The sequence below is a fragment of the Streptomyces sp. NBC_00019 genome, assembly GCF_045041015.1.
Taxonomy (GTDB): Bacteria; Actinomycetota; Actinomycetes; order Streptomycetales; family Streptomycetaceae; genus Streptomyces.
Genome location: NZ_CP108302.1, coordinates 9,030,385 through 9,050,664, shown reverse-complemented (window position 1 = coordinate 9,050,664; position 20,280 = coordinate 9,030,385). Strand labels below are relative to the sequence as shown.

17 protein-coding genes are annotated in these 20,280 nt (G+C 71.1%); 4 read left to right on the top strand and 13 right to left on the bottom strand.

Features of this window, described 5'->3' with window-relative positions; all coding sequences use genetic code 11:
- The first annotated feature begins 10 nt into the window (after positions 1–10).
- Both OHU89_RS41910 and OHU89_RS41905 read left to right on the top strand, forming a co-directional pair.
- A complete protein-coding gene (locus OHU89_RS41910; RefSeq protein ID WP_405650386.1) occupies positions 11–661 on the top strand; it encodes an anti-sigma factor family protein in 651 nt (216 codons plus the stop codon).
- Between the two features lie 64 nt (positions 662–725).
- Entirely contained in the window at positions 726–1,598 is an 873-nt protein-coding gene (locus tag OHU89_RS41905) for a hypothetical protein (RefSeq protein WP_405650385.1), read from the top strand.
- A gap of 4 nt (positions 1,599–1,602) precedes the next feature.
- On the opposite strand, the gene OHU89_RS41900 is transcribed toward OHU89_RS41905, so the two are convergent.
- From OHU89_RS41900 to OHU89_RS41890, 3 genes are read right to left on the bottom strand one after another with little or no spacing between them, the layout of a single operon-like run.
- Positions 1,603–2,466 carry an Fpg/Nei family DNA glycosylase gene (locus OHU89_RS41900; RefSeq protein WP_405650383.1) on the bottom strand — a complete coding sequence of 288 codons (864 nt, stop codon included), beginning with the start codon at positions 2,464–2,466 and terminating at the stop codon, positions 1,603–1,605.
- 31 nt (positions 2,467–2,497) lie between these two features.
- Positions 2,498–4,573, bottom strand: coding sequence for a SpoIIE family protein phosphatase (locus OHU89_RS41895; protein ID WP_405650381.1), 2,076 nt, complete (start codon positions 4,571–4,573; stop codon positions 2,498–2,500).
- 59 nt (positions 4,574–4,632) lie between these two features.
- Complete coding sequence (locus OHU89_RS41890) at positions 4,633–5,859, bottom strand: DUF6777 domain-containing protein (protein ID WP_405650380.1); 1,227 nt, start codon at positions 5,857–5,859, stop codon at positions 4,633–4,635.
- Between the two features lie 134 nt (positions 5,860–5,993).
- Here OHU89_RS41890 and OHU89_RS41885 point away from each other — a divergent pair, with 134 nt between their 5' ends.
- The gene (locus tag OHU89_RS41885) at positions 5,994–7,415 is read left to right on the top strand and encodes a lipase maturation factor family protein (protein WP_405650378.1); all 1,422 of its coding nucleotides are present in this window, start codon (positions 5,994–5,996) and stop codon (positions 7,413–7,415) included.
- On the opposite strand, the gene OHU89_RS41880 is transcribed toward OHU89_RS41885, so the two are convergent.
- The 8 genes from OHU89_RS41880 to OHU89_RS41845 are packed head-to-tail and all read right to left on the bottom strand — an operon-like array spanning position 7,403 to position 15,226.
- Positions 7,403–8,224 carry an amidohydrolase family protein gene (locus tag OHU89_RS41880; RefSeq protein ID WP_405650376.1) on the bottom strand — a complete coding sequence of 274 codons (822 nt, stop codon included), beginning with the start codon at positions 8,222–8,224 and terminating at the stop codon, positions 7,403–7,405. The two genes, OHU89_RS41885 and OHU89_RS41880, sit on opposite strands and share 13 nt — an antisense overlap.
- Complete coding sequence (locus OHU89_RS41875; RefSeq protein ID WP_266885161.1) at positions 8,221–8,535, bottom strand: L-rhamnose mutarotase; 315 nt, start codon at positions 8,533–8,535, stop codon at positions 8,221–8,223. The genes OHU89_RS41880 and OHU89_RS41875 overlap by 4 nt, the downstream gene beginning before the upstream one ends.
- Positions 8,532–9,488, bottom strand: a complete 957-nt coding sequence (locus tag OHU89_RS41870; protein WP_405650375.1) for an aldo/keto reductase — start codon at positions 9,486–9,488, stop codon at positions 8,532–8,534. Before OHU89_RS41870 ends, OHU89_RS41875 begins: the two co-directional genes overlap by 4 nt.
- On the bottom strand, positions 9,485–10,240 hold the full coding sequence (locus OHU89_RS41865; RefSeq protein ID WP_405650373.1) for an SDR family NAD(P)-dependent oxidoreductase: 756 nt from the start codon (positions 10,238–10,240) through the stop codon (positions 9,485–9,487). Before OHU89_RS41865 ends, OHU89_RS41870 begins: the two co-directional genes overlap by 4 nt.
- Positions 10,237–11,592 (bottom strand): L-fuconate dehydratase, encoded by a 1,356-nt coding sequence (locus OHU89_RS41860; protein WP_405650371.1) that lies wholly within the window; start codon positions 11,590–11,592, stop codon positions 10,237–10,239. The genes OHU89_RS41865 and OHU89_RS41860 overlap by 4 nt, the downstream gene beginning before the upstream one ends.
- 37 nt (positions 11,593–11,629) lie before the next feature.
- Positions 11,630–12,658, bottom strand: coding sequence for an ABC transporter permease (locus OHU89_RS41855; protein ID WP_266885170.1), 1,029 nt, complete (start codon positions 12,656–12,658; stop codon positions 11,630–11,632).
- Positions 12,651–14,153, bottom strand: a complete 1,503-nt coding sequence (locus OHU89_RS41850) for a sugar ABC transporter ATP-binding protein (protein WP_405650369.1) — start codon at positions 14,151–14,153, stop codon at positions 12,651–12,653. The genes OHU89_RS41855 and OHU89_RS41850 overlap by 8 nt, the downstream gene beginning before the upstream one ends.
- The gene (locus OHU89_RS41845; RefSeq protein WP_405650368.1) at positions 14,150–15,226 is read right to left on the bottom strand and encodes a sugar ABC transporter substrate-binding protein; all 1,077 of its coding nucleotides are present in this window, start codon (positions 15,224–15,226) and stop codon (positions 14,150–14,152) included. Before OHU89_RS41845 ends, OHU89_RS41850 begins: the two co-directional genes overlap by 4 nt.
- A 163-nt stretch (positions 15,227–15,389) precedes the next feature.
- On the opposite strand from OHU89_RS41845, the gene OHU89_RS41840 reads away from it, so the two are divergent.
- Complete coding sequence (locus OHU89_RS41840; protein WP_405650367.1) at positions 15,390–16,094, top strand: FadR/GntR family transcriptional regulator; 705 nt, start codon at positions 15,390–15,392, stop codon at positions 16,092–16,094.
- Here OHU89_RS41840 and OHU89_RS41835 read toward each other — a convergent pair.
- A complete protein-coding gene (locus tag OHU89_RS41835) occupies positions 16,091–17,230 on the bottom strand; it encodes a winged helix DNA-binding domain-containing protein (protein WP_405650365.1) in 1,140 nt (379 codons plus the stop codon). The genes OHU89_RS41840 and OHU89_RS41835 overlap by 4 nt on opposite strands.
- Positions 17,227–20,250 (bottom strand): alpha-mannosidase, encoded by a 3,024-nt coding sequence (locus OHU89_RS41830; protein WP_405650364.1) that lies wholly within the window; start codon positions 20,248–20,250, stop codon positions 17,227–17,229. Before OHU89_RS41830 ends, OHU89_RS41835 begins: the two co-directional genes overlap by 4 nt.
- Positions 20,251–20,280: the final 30 nt, after the last annotated feature.

The following is a 20,280-nucleotide window of genomic DNA, read 5'->3' as shown; positions in this document are numbered from 1 at the left end:
AGGATTCCGCATGAGGTCCCAGGAGAGGCATCGCGACGTCGCCGCGTACGCGCTCGGCGTGCTGGACGAGGCGGACGCCTTCCGCTTCGAGGATCACCTCATGGAGTGCCCTCGGTGCGCGGCGCACGTCACCGAATTCGGCCCCATAACCCGTCAGCTGATGCTGTACCGGCGCTCCACCCCGCAGTTCGTGAGTCCGCTGGCCAAGCCCGGCCCCCGGATGCTGGACCGGCTGCTCTCCGAGGTCGGGGCGCGCCATCGGTCCGGACGCAGGCGGTTCCTGTGCGCCGTGGCGGCGACCGTCGCGTTCGCGGTGGCCGGACCCGGGATCGTGGTCGTCGCCGGCGACGGGGACAAGGCCCGGCAGATCGAGGCGACCGACGCACGGTCCGGGGTGTGGGCCCAGGTCACGGCCGCGGACGAGACCGCGGGCGCCCAGGTGGAGCTGAAGGTGAAGGACGGGGCGGGCCCCCGCACCTGTCTCCTGGTGATCGTCGGCCACGACGGCACCGAGGAGACGGTCACCACCTGGAACGTCCCGCGCCACGACGCCCGTGAGCTGATCATGAACGGCGCCTCGTCCTACCACCCCGACCAGATCGCCCGTTACGAGGTCCGCTCCACCGACGGCGAGCACCTGGTGACACTCAACTCCGGCTGAGAGCGAACGCGGAGCACGGTCCCGGCGTCTCAGGAGCGACAACCGTTCGGTCCTGGGGGAACACATGCGTACACGCATCGCACGAACTGCCGGTCTATTGGTTCCGTTCGCGCTGCTCCTCGCCGGCTGCGGCAGCGAACACGGCTCACGCGCCCAGAGCGACGAGTCCAAATCCCGGGCCCAGAAGGTGGCCGACGCCTGGGACGGTTCACGGGCGGCCGAGGTGTGGCGCAAGGGGTACTACCCGATGGCGGACGTGGTCCAGCTGCCCGACAACGCCTTCCGCAACGAGGCCGACAAGCTGGCCTACGGGGCACAGAACTTCGTCCTCGACGGTGAACTGCCCACCACCTCGCCCGAGAAGGGCGAGGTCGAGTGGCGGAGCGGCGGTTCGCTCACCCTGCCCCTCATGGACGCGCGGCAGGCGTACGACAGTGTGGCCCGCGGCGGCGACGACGGACCGCATCTGACCGTGACCGAGGCGAAGTTGGGAGAGACGACCCTGGTCACCAGCCGGGGTCCGGCCACCGTCCCGGCCTGGCTGTTCACGCTGAAGGGGTACGACACCCCGCTCAAGCGCGTCGCGATCGAACCCTCGGAGCTTCCCAAGTCCCCGATCGGACCCGCCCGGGAGACTCCCACGGACTCGCAGATGCCGCTGGAACAGTTCATCAAGACCAGCGCGGACGGCCGGTCCGTCACTGTCCTCGCGGGCCACGGAGCCTGCGACGACGGGCCCGCGGTGCGCGCCCTGGAGACCGACGGCAGCGTGGTGCTGTCCGCGGCGATCGTGGGAACGGACGACGGTCCGTGCACCTCCAACCTGCTCATGGACAACGTGACCGTGAAGCTGGAACGCCGGCTCGGCGAACGGGTCCTCCTCGACGCGTTCACGGGCACGCCGGTGCCGTACGGGCGCCAGACCGAACACGGCTGACGCGCTACTTGAGCAGCCTCGACATCCTGCGGTCCGCCAAGGGCTTTCCGCCCGTCTGGCAGGTCGGGCAGTACTGCAGGGAGGAGTCGCTGAAGGAGACCTCGCGGACGGTGTCGCCGCACACGGGACAGGGCTCGCCGGTGCGGCCGTGGACACGCAGACCGCTCTTCTTCTCGGCCTTCAGCCGCCCGGCCGCCACACCGCGGGAGCGTTCGACCGCCTCTGTCAGGGTGCCTCTCAAGGCCTCGTACAGACGTCCCGTCTCCTCCGGGGTGAGGGCGGCGGCCAGTTTGAAGGGGGACATCTTCGCCGCGTGGAGGATCTCGTCGCTGTAGGCGTTGCCGACTCCGGCGATCAGGCTCTGGTCGCGCAGGGCGCCCTTGAGCCGGCGGCGTTCGTCCTTCAGCAGGTCCGCGAACCGCTCCTCGTCGAAGTCGGCCGCGAGCGGGTCGGGGCCGAGCCGGGCCACGCCCGGGACGTCCTGGGGGTCCTGGACGACGTACACGGCGAGGCGCTTCTGTGTGCCCGCCTCGGTCAGGTCGAAGCCGGCGCCCGTCTCCAGGGCCACCCGCAGGGCGAGGGGGCCCTTGCCGGGCCGGGGCGGGCCGTCGGGGAGCCGGTCCTTCCAGTGCAGCCAGCCGGCGCGGGCCAGGTGGGTCACGAAGTGCGGGCCGCCGTCGGTGACGAGGTCCAGGAACTTGCCGTGCCGGTGCACCGCGGTGACCTCGTGGCCCTCCACGGCGGTGAGCGGAGGGTCGTACGTCTTCAGGACGCTGATCGCCACGGGCAGCACCCGCACGATCTCGTGGCCGACCAGGTTCTCGGTCAGGAAGTCCTTGAGCGCTTCGACCTCGGGGAGTTCCGGCATACGTCCAGAGTGCCACCGGGGGCCGGAGTGCTCAGCTCCGTTCCCGCACCACGAACTCGCACCACACGCACTTGCCGCCGCCCCGCGCTTCCACGCCCCACACGTCGGTGAGCAGGTCGACCAGGAGCAGGCCCCGCCCCGAGACCCCCGACTCCCCCGCCTCGCGGCGGCGCGGCAGGGCGCTGGAGGAGTCCTCGACCTCGACGCGGAGCCGGCGGTCGGAGCCGGCCATGACCCGCAGGGTGACGATGGCGGAGCCCTCGGTGTGCATGAGGGCGTTGGTGACCAGTTCGTCGGCGACCAGCTCGATCTCGTCGGCCCGGTCCCGGGCGCCCCAGGCCCGGACCGCCGCGCGGATCATGTGCCGGGCCTCGGCCAGCGCCTCCGGATCGCCCGAGGCGACGTGCTGCTGGAGCCGGCCGCCGGACTGCGGGGCGTCCAGGCCCCGGCGGCGCAGCAGGAGCAGGGCCACGTCGTCGTCGCCGCCGCGTTCCTCGGCCACGTCGATCAGCCGGTCGGCGAGGTCGCGGACGTCCGCGGGACCGGAGGCGATGAGGGCGGTGAGGGTCTGCATGCCGTCGTCGAGGTCGGCGCCGGGCGTCTCGACCAGGCCGTCGGTGCACAGCATCAGCGTGTTGCCGGGGTCGAGTTCGACCGTGCCGACGGGGTACTCCAGACGCCCGAACTCGGCGGACAGACCGAGCGGCAGCCCGCCCTCGACGGGGACACGGCGGCAGCTGCCGTCGGCCTGCCGTACGAGGGGGTCGATATGGCCCGCCCGGACGACCTGGACGACTCCGGTGGCGAGGTCCGCCTCGGCGTACAGGCAGGTCGCGAAGCGGTCGGTGTCCAGTTCGTGCAGGAAGACGGAGGCGCGGGCCATCACGGTGGCGGGGGTGTGCCCCTCGGCGGCGTAGGCGCGCAGGACGATCCGCAGCTGGCCCATGACGGCGGCGGCGTGGGTGTCATGGCCCTGGACGTCGCCGATGACGGCGCCGACCCGGCCGCCGGGCAGCGGGATGAGGTCGTACCAGTCGCCGCCGATGTCCCGGCCGAGGGCGGCCGAGCGGTAGCGGACGGCGACGTCGGCACCGCGCACGCTGGGAATGGTGCGCGGCAGCATGGCCTGCTGGAGCCCGCTGGCGAGGTCCTTCTCCTGCTCGTAGAACATGGCCCGTTGCAGGCTCTGCGCGATGCTGGAGCCCAGCGCGACGAGGACGTTGCGGTCCTCGGGCGAGAAGCCGCGCCGGTCGCTGTAGAGCAGGCCCATGGCGCCGATGGGCCGGGCCTGGGCGATCAGCGGAAGGTAGGCGGCCGAGGTGATGCTCAGGTCGGTGATGTGCGGCCACAGCACCGGATAGCTTTCGGCGAACTCCTGCGGCGACTCGATGAAGCGCGGGGTCAGGGTGCGCACGACCTCGCTCATCGGGTACGGCTCGTCGATGCGGGTGACGTCGGTGCCGGGGACGAAGCTGCCCGCGGGGCCCTCCGCGACCAGCCGGATACGGCCCGCCTCGACCAGACCCATGACGAGGCTGGTGGCGCCGAGGTGGGTGAGGCCGTGGGTGTCCTTGAGGACGTCGATGACGTCGTCGACGGTGCGGGCGTACGCGAGGGCCGCCGTGGTCAGCTGGACGACGTTGGTCTGCTCCTGCCGGGCCTCGTCCCGGCTGGCCTGTCTGCGGCGGTCCTCGATGTCCTGGACTTCCTGGGTGGCGTCCCGGACGATGCCGACGATGCGGCGCGGGCGGCCCGTCTCGTCCCGCCGGATGTAGCCCTGGGTGTGGGTCCAGCGCAGTTTGCCGTTGCGGCAGCGGATGCGGAAGTAGGTGCCGTAGTTCTCGCTGCCGTCCTTCATGGCCTGGGAGACCAGGGCGTCGAGCCGGTAGGCCTCCGGGGACGGGACCCGGATCGCGAGGGTCTCGGGGTGGCCGTTGTATTCGTCGGGGCGCAGGTCGAAGACCTCGTGGGCCTGGGCGTCCATGTGGAACAGACCGGTGTCCAGGTCCCAGTCGAAGCTGCCCATGCGGTTGAGCGCCAGGATCGGGTCCGGGTGGGCGGGCCAGTCGTCCGGGAGTGACAGGGCGCTCGCTCCCCGATCAACCATGGGCCCACCTTGCCAGGGTTTGTCTGATTCTTCGACTGGTAGGGACCGACGCGTAGGGGTCAGCCTCCGAATACGCCGGTGGGGCTGTCGAAGATGCTGTCGGTCGCCGTCGGCTGGTCGGGACCGTCGGGGATCAGGCCGCCGCCGTCGGGGACGTCGGGGGTGTCCGGGACGGTCTCGGGACCGACCTCCTCCTCGGTGACCGACGGGTCCTCGACCGTGGGCTCGTCGGGCACGGTCGCGGTCGGAGGCGTCCCCGTGACCGTGGCGGCGGGGCAGGCGGGGTCCTCGGGGGCGGGAGTGCCGGTCACGGGGACGCCCGGGGTGGCGGTGACGGTCGGGGTGACGCAGTCGGTCGCCGGCCTGTCCGGCGCGGAGCTCTCGTCGCTCGGGGAGGCGCTCTCACCGGCGCTCGGGCCGACGCTCGGGTCTGCGCTCGCGTCCGTACTCGGACTCGCGTCGGACCAGCTCTCCGGAGCGCCGGACTCGCTCCTGGACGGGCTCGGCGTATGAGTCGATGTCGGCGCCGGCGGCTGCGGACGCGGTACGACGTGGTCGTGCCGGGTGTCATGCCCGCAGCGCCGCTCGATCCAGGTGTTGTCGACGATGTCGATGATCGTGATGTGGGTGATCACCCGGGGCGATGGGGCCACCACGACCACCTGGCCGTGCCGGTAGCCGGACCACGGCCGCCCGCTGGTGACCGTGCCGCCGCTCGTCGCCCGCGCCGGCGTGAGCGGGTTGCCGCAGGCACACCGGACCCGCGGCACGCCCCGGGTGTCGACGAGGACCGCGGTGCCGCTCTGGAGGACGGACTGGTAGGTGGTGGTGCGCCCGTCCCGGTAGCCGTGGTTGGTGACACGGGTGTCGGCGCGCAGCACGACCGAGGTCAGCGAGCGCAGATACGACGGGATCGAGTCCTGGGAGATGCCCTCGACCTGTGCGAAGGCCTGCCCCTTGGCCCGGTCCGTCGTGAGATGGCCGATCTGCCGGTTCACGTCACAGCTGCCGGACCCGACGGTGCCGCCGTACAGGCCGGGCGTCCCGCCGGAGATCGACCGCACGCCCGACTGTGCCGGTTGCCGCGTTCGGGTGACGGGCGAGGGTGTGGCCGCCGAGGTCTGCGTCGAGTCCGTGAAGGGGTCGGGACCCGGGGCCGCGACGGGCTGGAGAAAGAGTTCTCCGCTGGAATTCGTGGTCTCGTCGCCGGAGCCGACGCAGCCGACGGCGATCAGTGCCGTCGAGAGCGCGCAGGCCGTGACGAAGGTTCCGGTGGATGGACGCACCGTGCTCTCCCGCCTCACGCTGGGCAGTTCGTCACCATTGTCTGCTTCACTCACTTGGGTTACGCAAGCGGAGGCGCGGTACACGGAGCGTGACATAGGGTTCCGGCGCGACACTGGACGGAGGAGTACTGGCCGTGGACTGGTTCACCGCACCCGACTACTGGCTGAGCCGACTGGTCTTCCAGCGGGCCCTGGCCGGCGTCTACCTCGTCGCGTTCCTGACGGCGGCCCTGCAGTTCAGGGCCCTGCTCGGCGCGCGCGGCATGCTGCCCATCCCCCGCCATGTCCGGCGGATCCCTTTCAAGGCGGCACCGAGCCTGTTCCAACTGCACTACTCGGACCGCTTCTTCGCGGCCTGCGCCTGGTCGGGCTGCGCGATCTCGGCGGCGCTGCTGGCCGGCCTCGACTCACAACTGCCGTTGTGGGGCGGCATGTTGCTGTGGCTGATGCCGTGGGTGCTGTATCTGTCGATCGTCAACGTCGGCCAGACCTGGTACAGCTTCGGCTGGGAGTCCCTGCTCCTCGAGGTCGGCTTCCTCGCCGTGTTCCTCGGCAACGACGAGGTGGCCCCGCCGATCGTCGTGCTGTTCCTGTTGCGCTGGATCCTGTTCCGGGTGGAGTTCGGCGCGGGGCTGATCAAGATGCGCGGCGACGCGTGCTGGCGGAAGCTGACCTGCCTGGACTACCACCACGAGACCCAGCCGATGCCGGGCCCGCTGAGCTGGTTCTTCCACCATCTCCCCCGCCCGCTGCACCGGGCCGAGGTGGCGGCGAACCACTTCACCCAACTCGTCGTCCCCGTCCTGCTGTTCACCCCGCAGCCGATCGCCACGGCCGCCGCGTCCCTGATGATCGTCACCCAGCTGTGGCTGGTCCTGTCGGGCAACTTCTCCTGGCTGAACTGGATCACGATCGTGCTCGCGGTCTCGGCGCTGGAGCTCCCGGGCGACCCGCCTTCCCGGCCAGCCGCCCCGCTCTGGTACGAGATCGTGGTCCTGACCGTCGCCACGCTGATCGCGTACCTCAGCTACCACCCGGTGACGAACATGATCTCCCGCCGCCAGATCATGAACCGCTCCTTCGACCCGCTCCACCTGGTCAACACCTACGGGGCGTTCGGCAGTGTCAGCCGGTTCCGGTACGAGGTGGTGGTCGAGGGCACGGCCGACGAGGTGCCGCGCGAGGACTCGGACTGGCGGGAGTACGAGTTCAAGGGCAAGCCCGGCGACCCCCGGCACTGGCCGCGTCAGTTCGCGCCGTACCACCTGCGCCTGGACTGGCTGATGTGGTTCGCCGCGCTCTCCCCGTCCTACGCCGATTCATGGTTCGGCACCTTCGTGGAACGGCTCCTGGAGAACGACCGCGACACCCTCAAGCTGCTGCGCCGCTCCCCCTTCCCGCCCGACGCACCGCCCCGCTACATCCGCGCCCGCCTCTTCCGCTACCAGTACACGAGCTGGCGCGAGCTGCGGGAGACGGGCGCCTGCTGGGAGCGGACGTATGTGCGGGAGTATCTGCCGCCGACCAGGCTGGCGGGGGTGACTCAGAGGTCGTAGACCCTGGTGGCGGTCGTCTCGAAGATCCGCCGGTCATGGGAGCCGACCAGTTCCTGTGCCGCGTCCAGGACTTGGGCGTACGTCGCCGCCAGGCCGCACACCGGCCAGTCCGAGCCGAACATCAGACGGTCCGGGCCGAAGGCGTCCAGGACGACGTCGGCGTACGGGCGCAGGTCGTCCACGGTCCAGCCCGCGGGGTCGGCCTCGGTGACCATGCCGGAGAGCTTGCAGACCGTGTTGGGGTGCGCGGCGAGGGCACGGAGGCCGGCGGCCCAGGGTTCGAGGGGGCCGGAGGCGATGGGGGGCTTGCCCACGTGGTCCAGGACGAAGGTGAGTTGTGGCAGGGCGGCGGCCGCCTCGACGCAGGCGGGCAGTTGGCGGGGCAGGACGAGAAGGTCGTAGACGAGGCCTGCCGCGGCCACGGCGGCGAGACCCCGCCGTACGTCCGCCCGCAGCAGCCACTCCGGGTCGGGCTCGCCCTGGACCTGGTGGCGGATGCCCTTGAGGTACCGGCCGCCGGGGAGTTCCTTGAGGCGGGCCAGTTCGTCGGCGATGTCGGGACGGGTGAGGTCGGTCCAGCCGACGACACCGGCGATCAGGTCGTGTTCGGCGGCCAGCGCCAGGAACTCCGGGGTCTCCTCGGCGACGGTGATCGTCTGGACGAGTACCGTCCGGTCCACTCCGGCGGCCGCTGCCTCGGGGGCCAGGTCCGCGACGGTGAAGTCCCGACGGATCGGGCTGTCCTCGGCGATCCAGTCCTGGTCGCGCACCGACAGGTCCCACACGTGGTGGTGCGCGTCGACCGTCACGGCAGCTCCCACACGACGGGCAGGCCGGCGGCCGAGCCCTCGTCGGAGTAGTCGTGGACGACGTCGAGGAGCTCGGCCATGCGGGCCTGCCAGGCGACGTTGACCGGCAGTTTCTCCAGTTCGGCGAGGAGCCGGCCGTAGTCCTCGCACTCCAGGACGTGGAAGAGGTCGGTGCCGCTGCGCCAGATGGTCCAGGAGGTGGCGCCGGCGGCGCGGATCGCGTCGGTGAGTTCCTTCGGGACCTCGCGGTGGGCCGCGTCGTACTCGGCGATGCGGTCGGCGCGGACCTTGGTGTGCAGGGCGACTCTCATGACGGCTCCTCCACCGGCAGGTATCCGGTGTCCCTGAGCTCCTGCCAGAACTCCGGTGGCACCGCGGTCTCGAACTGGTCGGCGCAGTCGTGGACTTCGGCCGCCGAGCGGGCGCCGACGAGGACGCTGGTCACCGCCGGGTGGGCCGCGCAGAAGGCCAGGGCTGCGGCCCGCAGGGTGGTGCCGTGACGCTCGGCGACGGACTTCAGGTGCAGGGCCCGGTCCAGCAACTCGGGCGTTGCGCTGGTGTAGTTGTACGTCGCTCCCGGGCGCGGGTCGGCCAGCAGGCCGGAGTTGAAGGCACCGCCGACGACGACGGAGGTGCCGCGGGCGACGGCCGCGGGCAGCAGGTCGGTCAGCGCGCTGTGGTCCAGCAGTGTGTAGCGGCCCGCGCACAGCACCACGTCCACGTCGGTGTCGCGCACGAAGCGGGTGAGCATCTCCGTCTGGTTCATGCCGGCGCCGATCGCTCCGACCACGCCCTCCGAGCGGAGCTTCTCCAGGGCCGGGTAGCCCTCCCGGAAGGCCGCTTCGGCGTGGTCGTCGGGGTCGTGGAGGTAGACGACGTCGACGCGGTCGAGGCCGAGCCGTTCCAGACTGGCGTCCAGAGTGCGTCGGATGCCGTCCTCGGTGAAGTCCCAGACGCGGCGGTGCGTGGCGGGGACCGCGAAGCCGTCCGCGAGGTCGTCACCGCCGCCGGCCCAGGGCTCCAGGCGGCGGCCGACCTTCGTCGAGATCGTGTACTCCTCGCGCGGGTGCTCGCGCAGGGCCGCGCCGAGGCGGCGTTCGGAGAGGCCGATGCCGTAGTGGGGTGCGGTGTCGTAGTAGCGGATGCCGCGCTGCCAGGCGGCGGACACGGCCTCGTACGCCTGCTCGTCGGTGACCTCGGTGAAGAGGTTGCCGATGCCGGCGGCCCCGAAGCCCAGGCCGCTCGGGGTCCCGGGGGTCGTCACTGGCCCGCCGGGCGCAGTCGCAGGCCGTGCATGCCGCCGTCGACCGCGAGGGAGGTGCCGGTGGTGGCGCCGGACAGCGGGCTGGCCAGATAGGCGATGGCGCCCGCGACCTCGTCCGCCGAGACGAGACGGCCGGTGGGCTGACGGGCCTCCAGGGCGGCGCGTTCGGCGGCGGGGTCGGGGGCCTTGTCGAGGAGGCGGCCGATCCAGGGCGTGTCGGCGGTGCCGGGGTTGACGCAGTTGACGCGGATGCCCTCGCGGACGTGGTCGGCGGCCATCGCGAGGGTGAGGGAGTGCACGGCGCCCTTGGTCGCGCTGTAGAGGGCGCGTTGCGGGAGGCCCGCGGTGGCGGCGATGGAGCAGGTGTTGACGATGGCCGCATGCGTGGACCGGCGCAGGTGGGGCAGGGCGGCACGGGCGGCGCGGACCATGCCGACGACGTTGACGTCCAGGACGCGGTGCCACTCGGCGTCGTCGTTGTCCTCGACGGTGCCCTGGGCGCCGATGCCCGCGTTGTTGACCAGTATGTCGAGGCCACCGAGCTCCGCGACGGCGGCGGCGACCGCCTCGCGCACCGAGGCGTCGTCGGTGACGTCGGCCTTGAAACCGAGCAGCGGCTCCGCCACCGAGGAGGGGTTCAGGTCGAGGACGGCGACCTGGGCGCCGCGTGCGGCCAGGAGTTCGGCGGTGGACCGGCCGATGCCGGAGGCGCCGCCGGTCACCAGGGCTTTCAGCCCCTCGAAGTCACTCATGCCGCATGCCCCTTCTTGCCCGAGGTCTCGAGGTCGGCGGCCCAGAAGGCGCCGTCCGGGAATGTGTACCGCGCGATCGACTCGGCCTTCATGGCGGCCGAGAAGCCCGGTGCGGTGGGTGTCATGTAGTGGCCTTCCCTGATCACCACCGGGTCGAGGAAGTGGTCGTGCAGATGGTCGACGTACTCGATGACCCGGTCCTCGGTGGTGCCGGTGACCGCCACATAGTCGAACATCGACAGGTGCTGGACAAGTTCGCACAGACCGACGCCGCCCGCGTGCGGGCACACCGGTACGCCGAACTTCGCGGCGAGCAGCAGGATCGCGAGGTTCTCGTGCACGCCCCCGACACGGGCCGCGTCGATCTGGACGACGTCGAGGGCGCCGGCCTGGAGGAGCTGCTTGAAGACGACGCGGTTCTGGACGTGCTCGCCGGTGGCCACCTTCACCGGGGCGACGGCCTGGCGGATCGCCGCGTGGCCGAGGATGTCGTCGGGGCTGGTGGGCTCCTCGATCCAGTAGGGGTCGAACTCGGCGAGCGCCTTGGTCCAGCGGATCGCGTCGTCGACGTCCCAGCGCTGGTTGGCGTCGATGGCGATGCGGACGTCGGGGCCGACGACCTGGCGGGCGACACGGCAGCGCCGTACGTCGTCGTCGAGGTCCGCGCCGACCTTCAGCTTGATCTGCCGGAAGCCGTCGGCGACGGCCTGGGTCGCGAGCCGGGTGAGCTTCTCGTCGCTGTAGCCGAGCCAGCCGGGGGAGGTCGTGTAGGCGGGATAGCCGCGCTCCAGCAGCCCGGCCGTGCGTTCCCCGGCGCCCTCCCGGCCCTTGCGGAGGATCTCCAGCGCCTCTTGGGGGGTGAGGACGTCCGTGAGGTACCGGAAGTCGATCTGGGCGACCAGCCACTCGGGGTCGGCGTCGGCGAGCAGCCGCCACAGCGGCTTGTCGGCGCGCTTGGCTGCCAGGTCCCACACGGCGTTCATGACGGCGCCGATCGCCATGTGCATCACGCCCTTCTCGGGGCCGAGCCAGCGCAGCTGGCTGTCGCCGATCAGGTCGCGGTTGAGGGTCCCCGGGTCGGCGCAGAGTTCGCCGACGTCCCGGCCGATCACGTGGTGCCTGAGCGCGTGGATCGCGGCCACCTGGACCTCGTTGCCCCGCCCGATGGTGAAGCTGAAACCGTGCCCCTCGTGCCCGTCGGTCCCGTCGGTGCGCAGGACGACGTACGCGGCCGAGTAGTCGGGGTCCGGGTTCATCGCGTCGGAGCCGTCGAGCTCGCGCGAGGTCGGGAAGCGGATGTCGTAGGTGTCGAGCGCAATGATGCGAACAGGGGGGCCGGGGGTCGGTGACACTGAGGGCCTCTCGGTCGGGGTCGTGGGAACAGGCGGGTCAGTCCTGGGCGCGGCCGGTCGTCACCCGGGCGATGATCAGGGCGAGCAGGATGATTCCGCCGTAGATGGCCTGGATCCAGAAGGACGGCACCTGGGCGAGGGTGAGCAGGTTCTGGACGACGCCGAGGAGGAGTACGCCGGTCAGGGCGCCGAACATGGTGCCCTTGCCGCCGTCGAGGCTGATGCCGCCGATCACCGCGGCCGCGAAGACGGTGAAGATCATGTTGTTGCCCTGGTTGGCGCTGATCGCGCCCACGTACCCGGTCTGCATGATCCCGCCGACCGCGGCCAGCGTGCCCGCGACCACGAACACGCCGAGCATCACGCGTTCGACGCGGATACCGGCGGCGCGGGCCGCGTCGGCGTTGCCGCCGATGGCGTACAGGGCGCGGCCGATGCGGTGGTACTTCAGGACGAGTCCGGCGACCGCGAAGGCGACCGCCGCGACCCACACGGACATCGGGACGGTCAGGAAGGTGGTGGTCGCCAGGGAGTAGAAGCTGTCGGGCATCCCGAACAGCGTCTTGCCCTTGGTCGCGCCGACCAGCAGTCCGCGCAGCACGATCAGCATCGCGAGCGTCACGATGAACGCGTTGAGCTTGAACTTGACGACGAGGATGCCGTTGAAGGCGCCGACGGCGGCGCCCACCAGGAGCACCGCGAACAGCGCGAGCGCGGGCGGGAGTTCGGTGCCCCAGCCGGACTGGGCGGCCGGCAGCACCAGCAGCGCGCCCACGGCGGGCGCGATTCCGACGACGGACTCCAGGGACAGGTCGAACTTGCCGGTGATCAGCACCAGTGACTCGGCCAGCACGACCATGGCGAGTGCGGCGGAGGCGCCGAGGATCGAGATCAGGTTGCGTTCGGTGAGGAACGAGTCGTTGACGATCGTGCCCAGCACCATGAGCACCAACAGGGCGGGTACGAGGGCCAGTTCGCGGGCGCGGCGCAGCAGGACCGTACGGGCCGACCGGGGGGCCAGGGCTCGTACGGGCGCGAGCGGCCGGGCCGCCTTGGTGTCAGCCATGGTCCACTCCTTCGATGGAGGCGATCAGCTCGTGGTCGCGCCAGCCCGCCGGGTGCTCGGCGACCACGCGGCCGTGGAAGAGGACGAGGACGCGGTCGCAGCGGCGCAGGTCGTCGAGTTCGTCGGAGACGACGAGTACCGCGGTGCCGTCCTCGCGGGCGGTGTCCACGCGGGCCAGCAGGGATTCCTTGGACTTCACGTCGACGCCCGCGGTGGGGTTGATGAGCACCAGCAGGCGGGGGTCGGAGGCCAGGGCGCGGGCCATGACGACCTTCTGCGCGTTGCCGCCGGAGAGGTCGGACACCGGCTGGTCGGGGCCCTCGGTGTGGATGTCGAGACGCTCGATCAGCTCGGTGGCGAAGCCGCGCTTGCGGTCACTGCCGACGAAGCCGAAGCGGCCGAGCCGGTCCAGGACGGTCATGGTGGCGTTGTCGCCGATGGTCATGCCGAACACCAGGCCCTGGCCGTGCCGGTCGCGCGGGACACACCCGACGCCCGCTTCCAAAGATCTGTGCACGTCCCCGAACGGCAGCGGCCGGCCGTCGAGTCGGGCTGTGCCGCCGGTGGGCGTGTGCAGCCCCGTGAACGATTCGGCGAGCTCGGTCTTGCCGCTGCCGCTGATGCCGGCGAGCCCGACGACCTCGCCGCGGCGGACGGTCAGGTCGACGTCCCGGTAGGCGCCTGAGGTGAGGCCTCGGGCCTCCAGGACGACGGGTGCGGTGCGGTCGACGTCCCTCACCGCCACGGTCTGCTCGGCGATGGTCTCTCCGGCCATGGCCTCGACGAGGGCCGCGCGGGGCATGTCGGCCACGGGGGCCGTGGTGATCCAGCGGGCGTCCCGCAGGACGGTGACGGTCTGGCAGACCTCGTAGACCTCCTGGAGATGGTGGGAGATGAAGAGGAACGTGACGCCGTTCTCCTGCAGGGCCCGCATCCGGGCGAAGAGCCGCTCGATCTCCCGCTTGTCGAGCTGGGCGGTCGGTTCGTCGAGGACGATGAAGCGGGCTCCGAAGCTCAACGCCCGGGCTATCTCCACCATTTGGCGGTCCTCGACCTTGAGGTCGGCGGTGCGTGCCTCCGGGTCGACGTGCACGTCCCAGGTGTCGAGGAGCGCCGCGGCTTCTTCCCTGAGGCGGCGCCAGCTGATGAAACGGCCCTTGAGGGGCTGCCGGTTGATGAACAGGTTCTCGGCGACGGTGAGTTCGGGGACGACGGTCGGCTTCTGGTAGACGCAGGCGACCTTGCGGCGCCAGGCGTCCCGGTCGGCGAGCGCGGGTGCGGGCTCGCCGTCGAAGCGGACCTCGCCCTCGTCGGGCGCCTGGAGGCCGGTGAGCACGGTGACCAGGGTCGACTTGCCGGCGCCGTTGCGGCCGACGAGGGCGTGGGACTCGCCGGGCAGGACGGTGAGCCTGCCGTCGGCGAGCGCGGTGGTGGGGCCGTAGCGCTTGACGATGCCGCGGGCCTCGACGAGGGGGGTGCCGGCCTGGCTGCTCATCCGACCGTGTTGCCCCACAGCTCGGGGTCGTCGACGTTCTCCTTGGTGACCAGGGGGGCGGGCAGCTGGTCCTCGAGGATGCCGCTGGGCAGCTTGACGATGGTGGAGTCGTGGTCCGTCGGGCCGGGCTGGAACGTCTTCCCCTGCATCGCCGCCTTGATGTAGTACATGCCGTACTTGGCGTACAGGTCGGCGGGCTGGGAGACGGTGGCGTCGATCTCGCCCTTGCGGATGGCGTCGTACTCCTGCGGGATGCCGTCGTTGGAGACGATCGTGATGTGGCCGGACTGGCCGGCCTTCTTCAGCATCCCCTTCGACTTCAGGGTCTGCAGCGTCGGCGCGAGGTAGACGCCGCCGGCCTGCATGTAGATGCCCTTGATGTCGGGGTTGGCGTTGAGGAGGGTGTCCAGCTTGGAGGCCGCGGTGTCGGACTCCCACTTGGCGGGGATCTCCAGCACCTTCAGCTTGGGGAAGTTCTTCTTCACACAGGCGCGGAACGCCTCCGAGCGGTCCCGGCCGTTGACCGAGGCGAGGTCGCCCATGATCTGCACGACCTTGCCGGAGGGGATCTGCTTGCCGAGGTAGTCGCAGGCCTTCTCGCCGTAGGCGACGTTGTTCGCGCGCACGACCATGGCGACCTTGCCCTTGTCGGGCGCGACGTCGACGGCGACCACGGGGACGCCCTTGCGTTCGGCCTGGTCGAGGCCGGCCTCGATGGCGGCGCTGTCCAGCGGGGCGACGACCAGACCCTCGACACCCTGGTTGAGCTGGTTGTTGATGTCGGTGATCTGCTGCGAGGGGTCGCTGTTGGAGTTGACGGTCTTCAGCGCGTCCACGTCCTCGGACTTCGCCATCTTCGGGACGTAGTCGTTGTACGACTGCCAGAACGGCGAGGTGAGCAGGGGCAGGATCACCCCGACCTTGCCGGTGCCGTCCCCTTTCCCGCCGCCGGCCGAGTCGGCGCTGTCCTTGGTGCTCCCGCACGCGCCGAGCACGAGCGAGGCGACCGCGGCCGCTGCCACCGCGCCGACCATCCGAGACCTGTTCCGCTTTCGCACTGTCCTGCAGGGCATCTGACGGCTCCTCGTTGAGCGTGTTCGAGCAGATGACCGCATACTTATCAGACCACTCTGCCGGAAGAACACCCTCCGACGGCGTATTTTCCGGAGTTTGGGCCGTAGTGGTCGGACCACATCCGTGGCTAGACTTCCGCCACCTGGTGAGTGGAGGAATGGCGTGGCCGACGAGACCGCCCCGCAGAAGGGCACCGTGACCCAGCGCGCCATCGACCAGATCAAGGCGATGATCGGCGAGGGACGCCTGGAGCCGGGCCAGCGGCTGCCCACCGAACGGGATCTCGCGGTCCAGCTCGGCATCTCCCGCAGCTCGATGCGCGAGGCGATCCGCGCGCTCACGGTGCTGGGGGTGCTGGAGGCGCGACACGGGTCGGGCATCTACGTCACACAGCTGGAGGCCGGGGATCTGCTGGAGACGTTCGGCGTGGTCGCCGATCTGTCCCGGGGGCCGCGTCTGGTGGAGCTCCTCGAGGTGCGGCGCATCCTGGAGTCGACGGCGACGGCACTGGCGGCGGCGCGGATCACGCCGGATCAGCTGGCCGAGGTGGAGAAGCATCTGACCGCGATGAACGCCACGGAGGACCCCGAGGAGATCCTCGCCCACGACATCGCCTTCCACCGCGAGATCGCGACGGCCGCGGGCAACGAGACCATGGCGGCGATTCTGGACGGCCTGTCCTCGAGGACGTTCCGCGCCCGGGTCTGGCGGGGCTACCAGGAAGAGGGTGCCTTCGAGCGGACGCGGCGCGAGCATGCCGCGATCCACCGGGCGCTGCTGGCCCATGATCCGGAGGCGGCGCGGGCCGCGGCGGCCGCTCATGTGGGGGAAGTGGAACAGTGGCTCAAGAGCCAGCTCGGGACCTAGACGGGGAGCGTTCGTACCTGCGCCTCCGGCAGCTTGCTCCACCAGTGGCCGTAGCGGCTGTAGACGTTCGGCTCCCGGTCGGCCAGTAGCGCGCCGAGCGAACGGGCCTCCTCGGCCAGGCCCTCCCATGCCGCACGCGGCAGGTCGTGGAAGGCCGTCGCCTCGATGCCGCCCGCGACCGGCCGCCACACCCCGGCCACGTAGCCGTCGACCAGCAGTGTCGGCAGTACGTCGCCGTTGGTACGGATCACCAGGCGGCGGTGGTCGGGCGGGATCACCCGGCTGCGGTCGTGATGGGCGAGCAGGGCGCTGTCCCACATCGCCATCAGGCGGGGCGGGGCCGGGGTGTCGGCGGGTGGACGCGGGCTGCCGGGGACGTCGTACACCTTCGTCCCCTCCGGCCCCTCCAGTTCCTCCACCGTCTCGCCCAGCGCGCTCAGCGCCATCCGGACCCGCGCCCGCTGCACCGTGGCGAACTGCGCCACGTCCGCGATCGAGGCAGGCCCGAAGCCTTCCAGGTACCGCAGGGTTAGGGCCTGCAACGCCTTCTCCTGCGGCGCCGGTTCGCCGGTGAAGCGTCCCTCGGCCGCCGCGACGTACGCGGGCGCGTACGCGAAGGACCACGGCCCGCCCGTCGGCACATGCACCAGCGGCGCATACGACCGCAGCCCCCACCACGCCCCGTCCTTCTTCTCCGCGCCCACCCGTTCCGCGAGCCACGCCGTCATGTCGCCGTTCGACCGGGGCTGCCCGGCGAACTCCAGCAGCCCCGGCTCCAGTTCGGCCGCGTCCGCCGGTGTGAGCCCGGCGGCGGCGAAGCGGTGGCCGAACCGGGAGGCGTACAGCGTCGGCCGCATCGCCTCCCGGACCATCCGGTAGTCGTCGCAGTGGACGGCGTGCAGGGTGATCCGGAGCAGGGTCGCCTTGACGAGAGTGCGGTCGGCGAAGGCGGCGTCCAGGTCGGCCGGTGCGAAGCCGTCGATCCGGTTCCACAACGCGAGGTACGGCGACGCCGGCTGTTGCGCCTGGAGGGCCAGGAGCCGCCGGACCGCTTCGGCGACCCCCGACGGCTCCCGGCGCAACAGCAGCTGACGGGCGAGCGTGGCCCGGTTGAGTTCCCGCGCGGTGATCGTCACGTCCCGGATTGTGCCCTCCGGAACCGGAGCGTCACCAGCTCGAACGGGCGCAGTCGCAGCGCCACCCGGTTGCCGTCACGCTCCACCGCTTCGTCGGCCAGTTGCCGCTCCAGCAGGTCCGTGGCCGCGACGTCCACGACCTCGAAGCCCGCCGTGAGCGTCGCCCTGGCCCGGCCCCCGTGCGCCTCGTGCAGCCGCACCACGACGTCACCGCTCCCGTCGTCGGCCAGCTTCACCGCTGTGATCACGACCGCGTCCTCGTCGACCGTCACCAGCGGCGCCACCGCGACGGCCCCGGTCACCCGCCGTTCCGGCAGGTTGATCCGCCACCCCTCGCGCACCGCGTCCCCGATGGACGCCCCGGGAATCAGCGCGTGCCGGAAGCGGTGGACGCCCTGGTCGGTCTCGGGGTCGGGGAAGCGGGGGGCGCGCAGCAGGGAGACGCGGACTGTCGTCGTCGTACCCCTGTCGCTCTCGGTGCGGACCGTGCGGGTCACGTCGTGGCCGTACGTCGAGTCGTTGGTGAGGGCGACGCCCCAGCCCGGTTCCTCCAGGTGGACGAAGCGGTGGTTGCAGGCCTCGAACTTGGCCGCCTCCCAGCTGGTGTTGGTGTGGGTGGGGCGGTGGAAGTGTCCGAACTGGGTCTCCGAGGCATAGCGTTCGGCGTGCACGTCCAGGGGGAAGGTCAGTTTCAGGAACTTCTCCGTCTCGTGCCAGTCCACCTCGGTGTCCAGCAGCAGCCTCCGCTGGCCAGGCGCGAGTGACAGCACCTGGGTGACGCGGGACGAGCCGAAGGACCGTACGATCCGGACGCCTTCGCCTTCGGGGGCGATCTCGTCCGCGTCGGTCAGGTCCGTCACCGTGTTGCGGTAGAACTCGTCGACGTCCCACGCGTCCCACATGTTCGGGAAGTCCGGGTGGAGTTGGAGGAGGTTGGCCGCGGCGCCCGGGGCGACGGTCTCGCGGTCCGCCTCGATGTCGTACGCGGAGACGACGAGGCCCTGGGCGTCGATCTCGATCCGCAGCAGGCCGTTGTCCAGGACGAAGCCGCCTGAGGGGCGCGGGGTGAGGCGGGTGCGGCCCTCGGCGGCAGGTGTGTTCGCGCCGCCCGCGGGGACGCCGTCGCGGGTGTGCGGTGCCGAGTTGAACACCAGCTCCCGCACGCCCTCTCCGGCCAGGGCGCGTTGGGCTCCCTCGATGATCGCGGTCAGTTCCCCGGCGATCCGCTCATACGTCCGCCGCGCCTCGCGGTGCACCCAGGCGATCGACGAACCCGGCAGGATGTCGTGGAACTGGTGGAGCAGCACCGTCTTCCAGATCCGGTCCAACTCCTCGTACGGGTAGGGGAGTCCGGCGCGTACGGCAGCCGTCGCCGCCCACAGCTCCGCCTCTCGCAGGAGGTGTTCGCTGCGCCGGTTGCCCTGCTTGGTCTTCGCCTGGCTGGTGAGGGTGGCGCGGTGGAGTTCGAGGTAGAGCTCGCCGACCCAGACGGGCGCGTCGGGGTATTCGGCCTCGGCCTTCTCGAAGAACTCCGCCGGAGTCTCCCAGACCACGGTCGCCGAGCCCTCCAGGTCGCGCAGTCGGGCCGCCTTGGCGACCATCTCGCGTGTCGTGCCGCCCCCGCCGTCACCCCAGCCGGTCGGGGCGAGGGAGTGCCGGGCGACCCCCTTGTCCTTGAAATTCCGGGCCGCGTGGGCGATTTCACTGCCCTTCATGGAGCAGTTGTAGGTGTCGACGGGCGGGAAGTGCGTGAAGATCCGGGTGCCGTCGATGCCCTCCCAACGGAAGGTGTGGTGCGGGAACTTGTTCGTCTGCGACCAGGAGATCTTCTGCGTCAGCAGCCACTTGGAGCCCGCGGCCTTGATGATCTGCGGGAGTCCGGCGGCGAAGCCGAAGGTGTCCGGCAACCACGCCTCGTCGTTCTCGATGCCGAACTCGTCGAGGAAGAACCGCTTGCCGTGCACGAACTGACGGGCCATCGCCTCCGAGCCCGGCATGTTGGTGTCCGACTCCACCCACATACCGCCGGCCGGCACGAACCGCCCGTCCGCCACCGCCTTCTTCACCCGCGCCCACACCTCGGGCCGGTGCTCCTTCACCCAGACCCACTGCTGGGCTTGGGACATGGCGAAGACGAACTCCGGCTCGTCGTCCAGCAGGGCGGTCATGTTGGAGGTCGTACGGGCCACCTTCCGTACCGTCTCCCGCAGCGGCCACAGCCACGCCGAGTCGATGTGGGCATGGCCGACGGCGCTGATGCGGTGGGCGGAGGGCACGGCGGGTTCCGACAGCACCGTCTCCAGGCGTACCCGCGCCTGCGCGGCGGTGCCGTTCACGTCCTGGAGGTCGATCGCGTCCAGCGCCTTCTCCAGCGCCCGCACGATCTCCCAGCGGCGTGCGGAGTCCATGGGCAGCTCGTGCATCAGCTCGCCGAGCACTTCCAGGTCGAGGACGAGCTGCCACACCGTCTCGTCGAAGACGGCGAGGTCCATGCGGGTGAGTGTGTACTGGGGCTCGCTGCCCGCCGTCTCCTTGTCGCCCAACTGCGTGGGCAGGAAGGGGTGGTAGTCGAGGATGACGGGGTTGGAGGCGGCCTCGATGTGCAGCCGCACCTCCTCGCCGCCCTCGACGGGCGCGCCGATCCTGACCCACTGGTTGCGCGGGTTGAGGCCCTTCACCGGGGTGCCGTCGGGCCGGTACACCAGGCCCTCGCACTGGAAGCCGGGCATGTTCTCGTCGAAGCCGAGGTCCAGCAGGGCCTCGACGGTCCGGCCGGCCCATGCTCCGGGGACGGTCCCGGTGACCCGGAACCAGCTGGTCCCCCACGGAGCACCCCACCGGGCGCCGACCTCGATCGGCTCGGGCTCGGCCGCCAGCCCCTCGGCGACCGGCACGGGTTCACCGGGGGCGTTCCACACCGCCACCTCCAGCGGCACGGACTCGGGGTACACGGCGGGGCGGATGCGCTCGTCGAGGACGCGCTTGAGACGGGCCTCGACCAGACGGCGGTCGTCATGCATGCGGGGTGCTCCCAGGCTGAGGGGGGATGG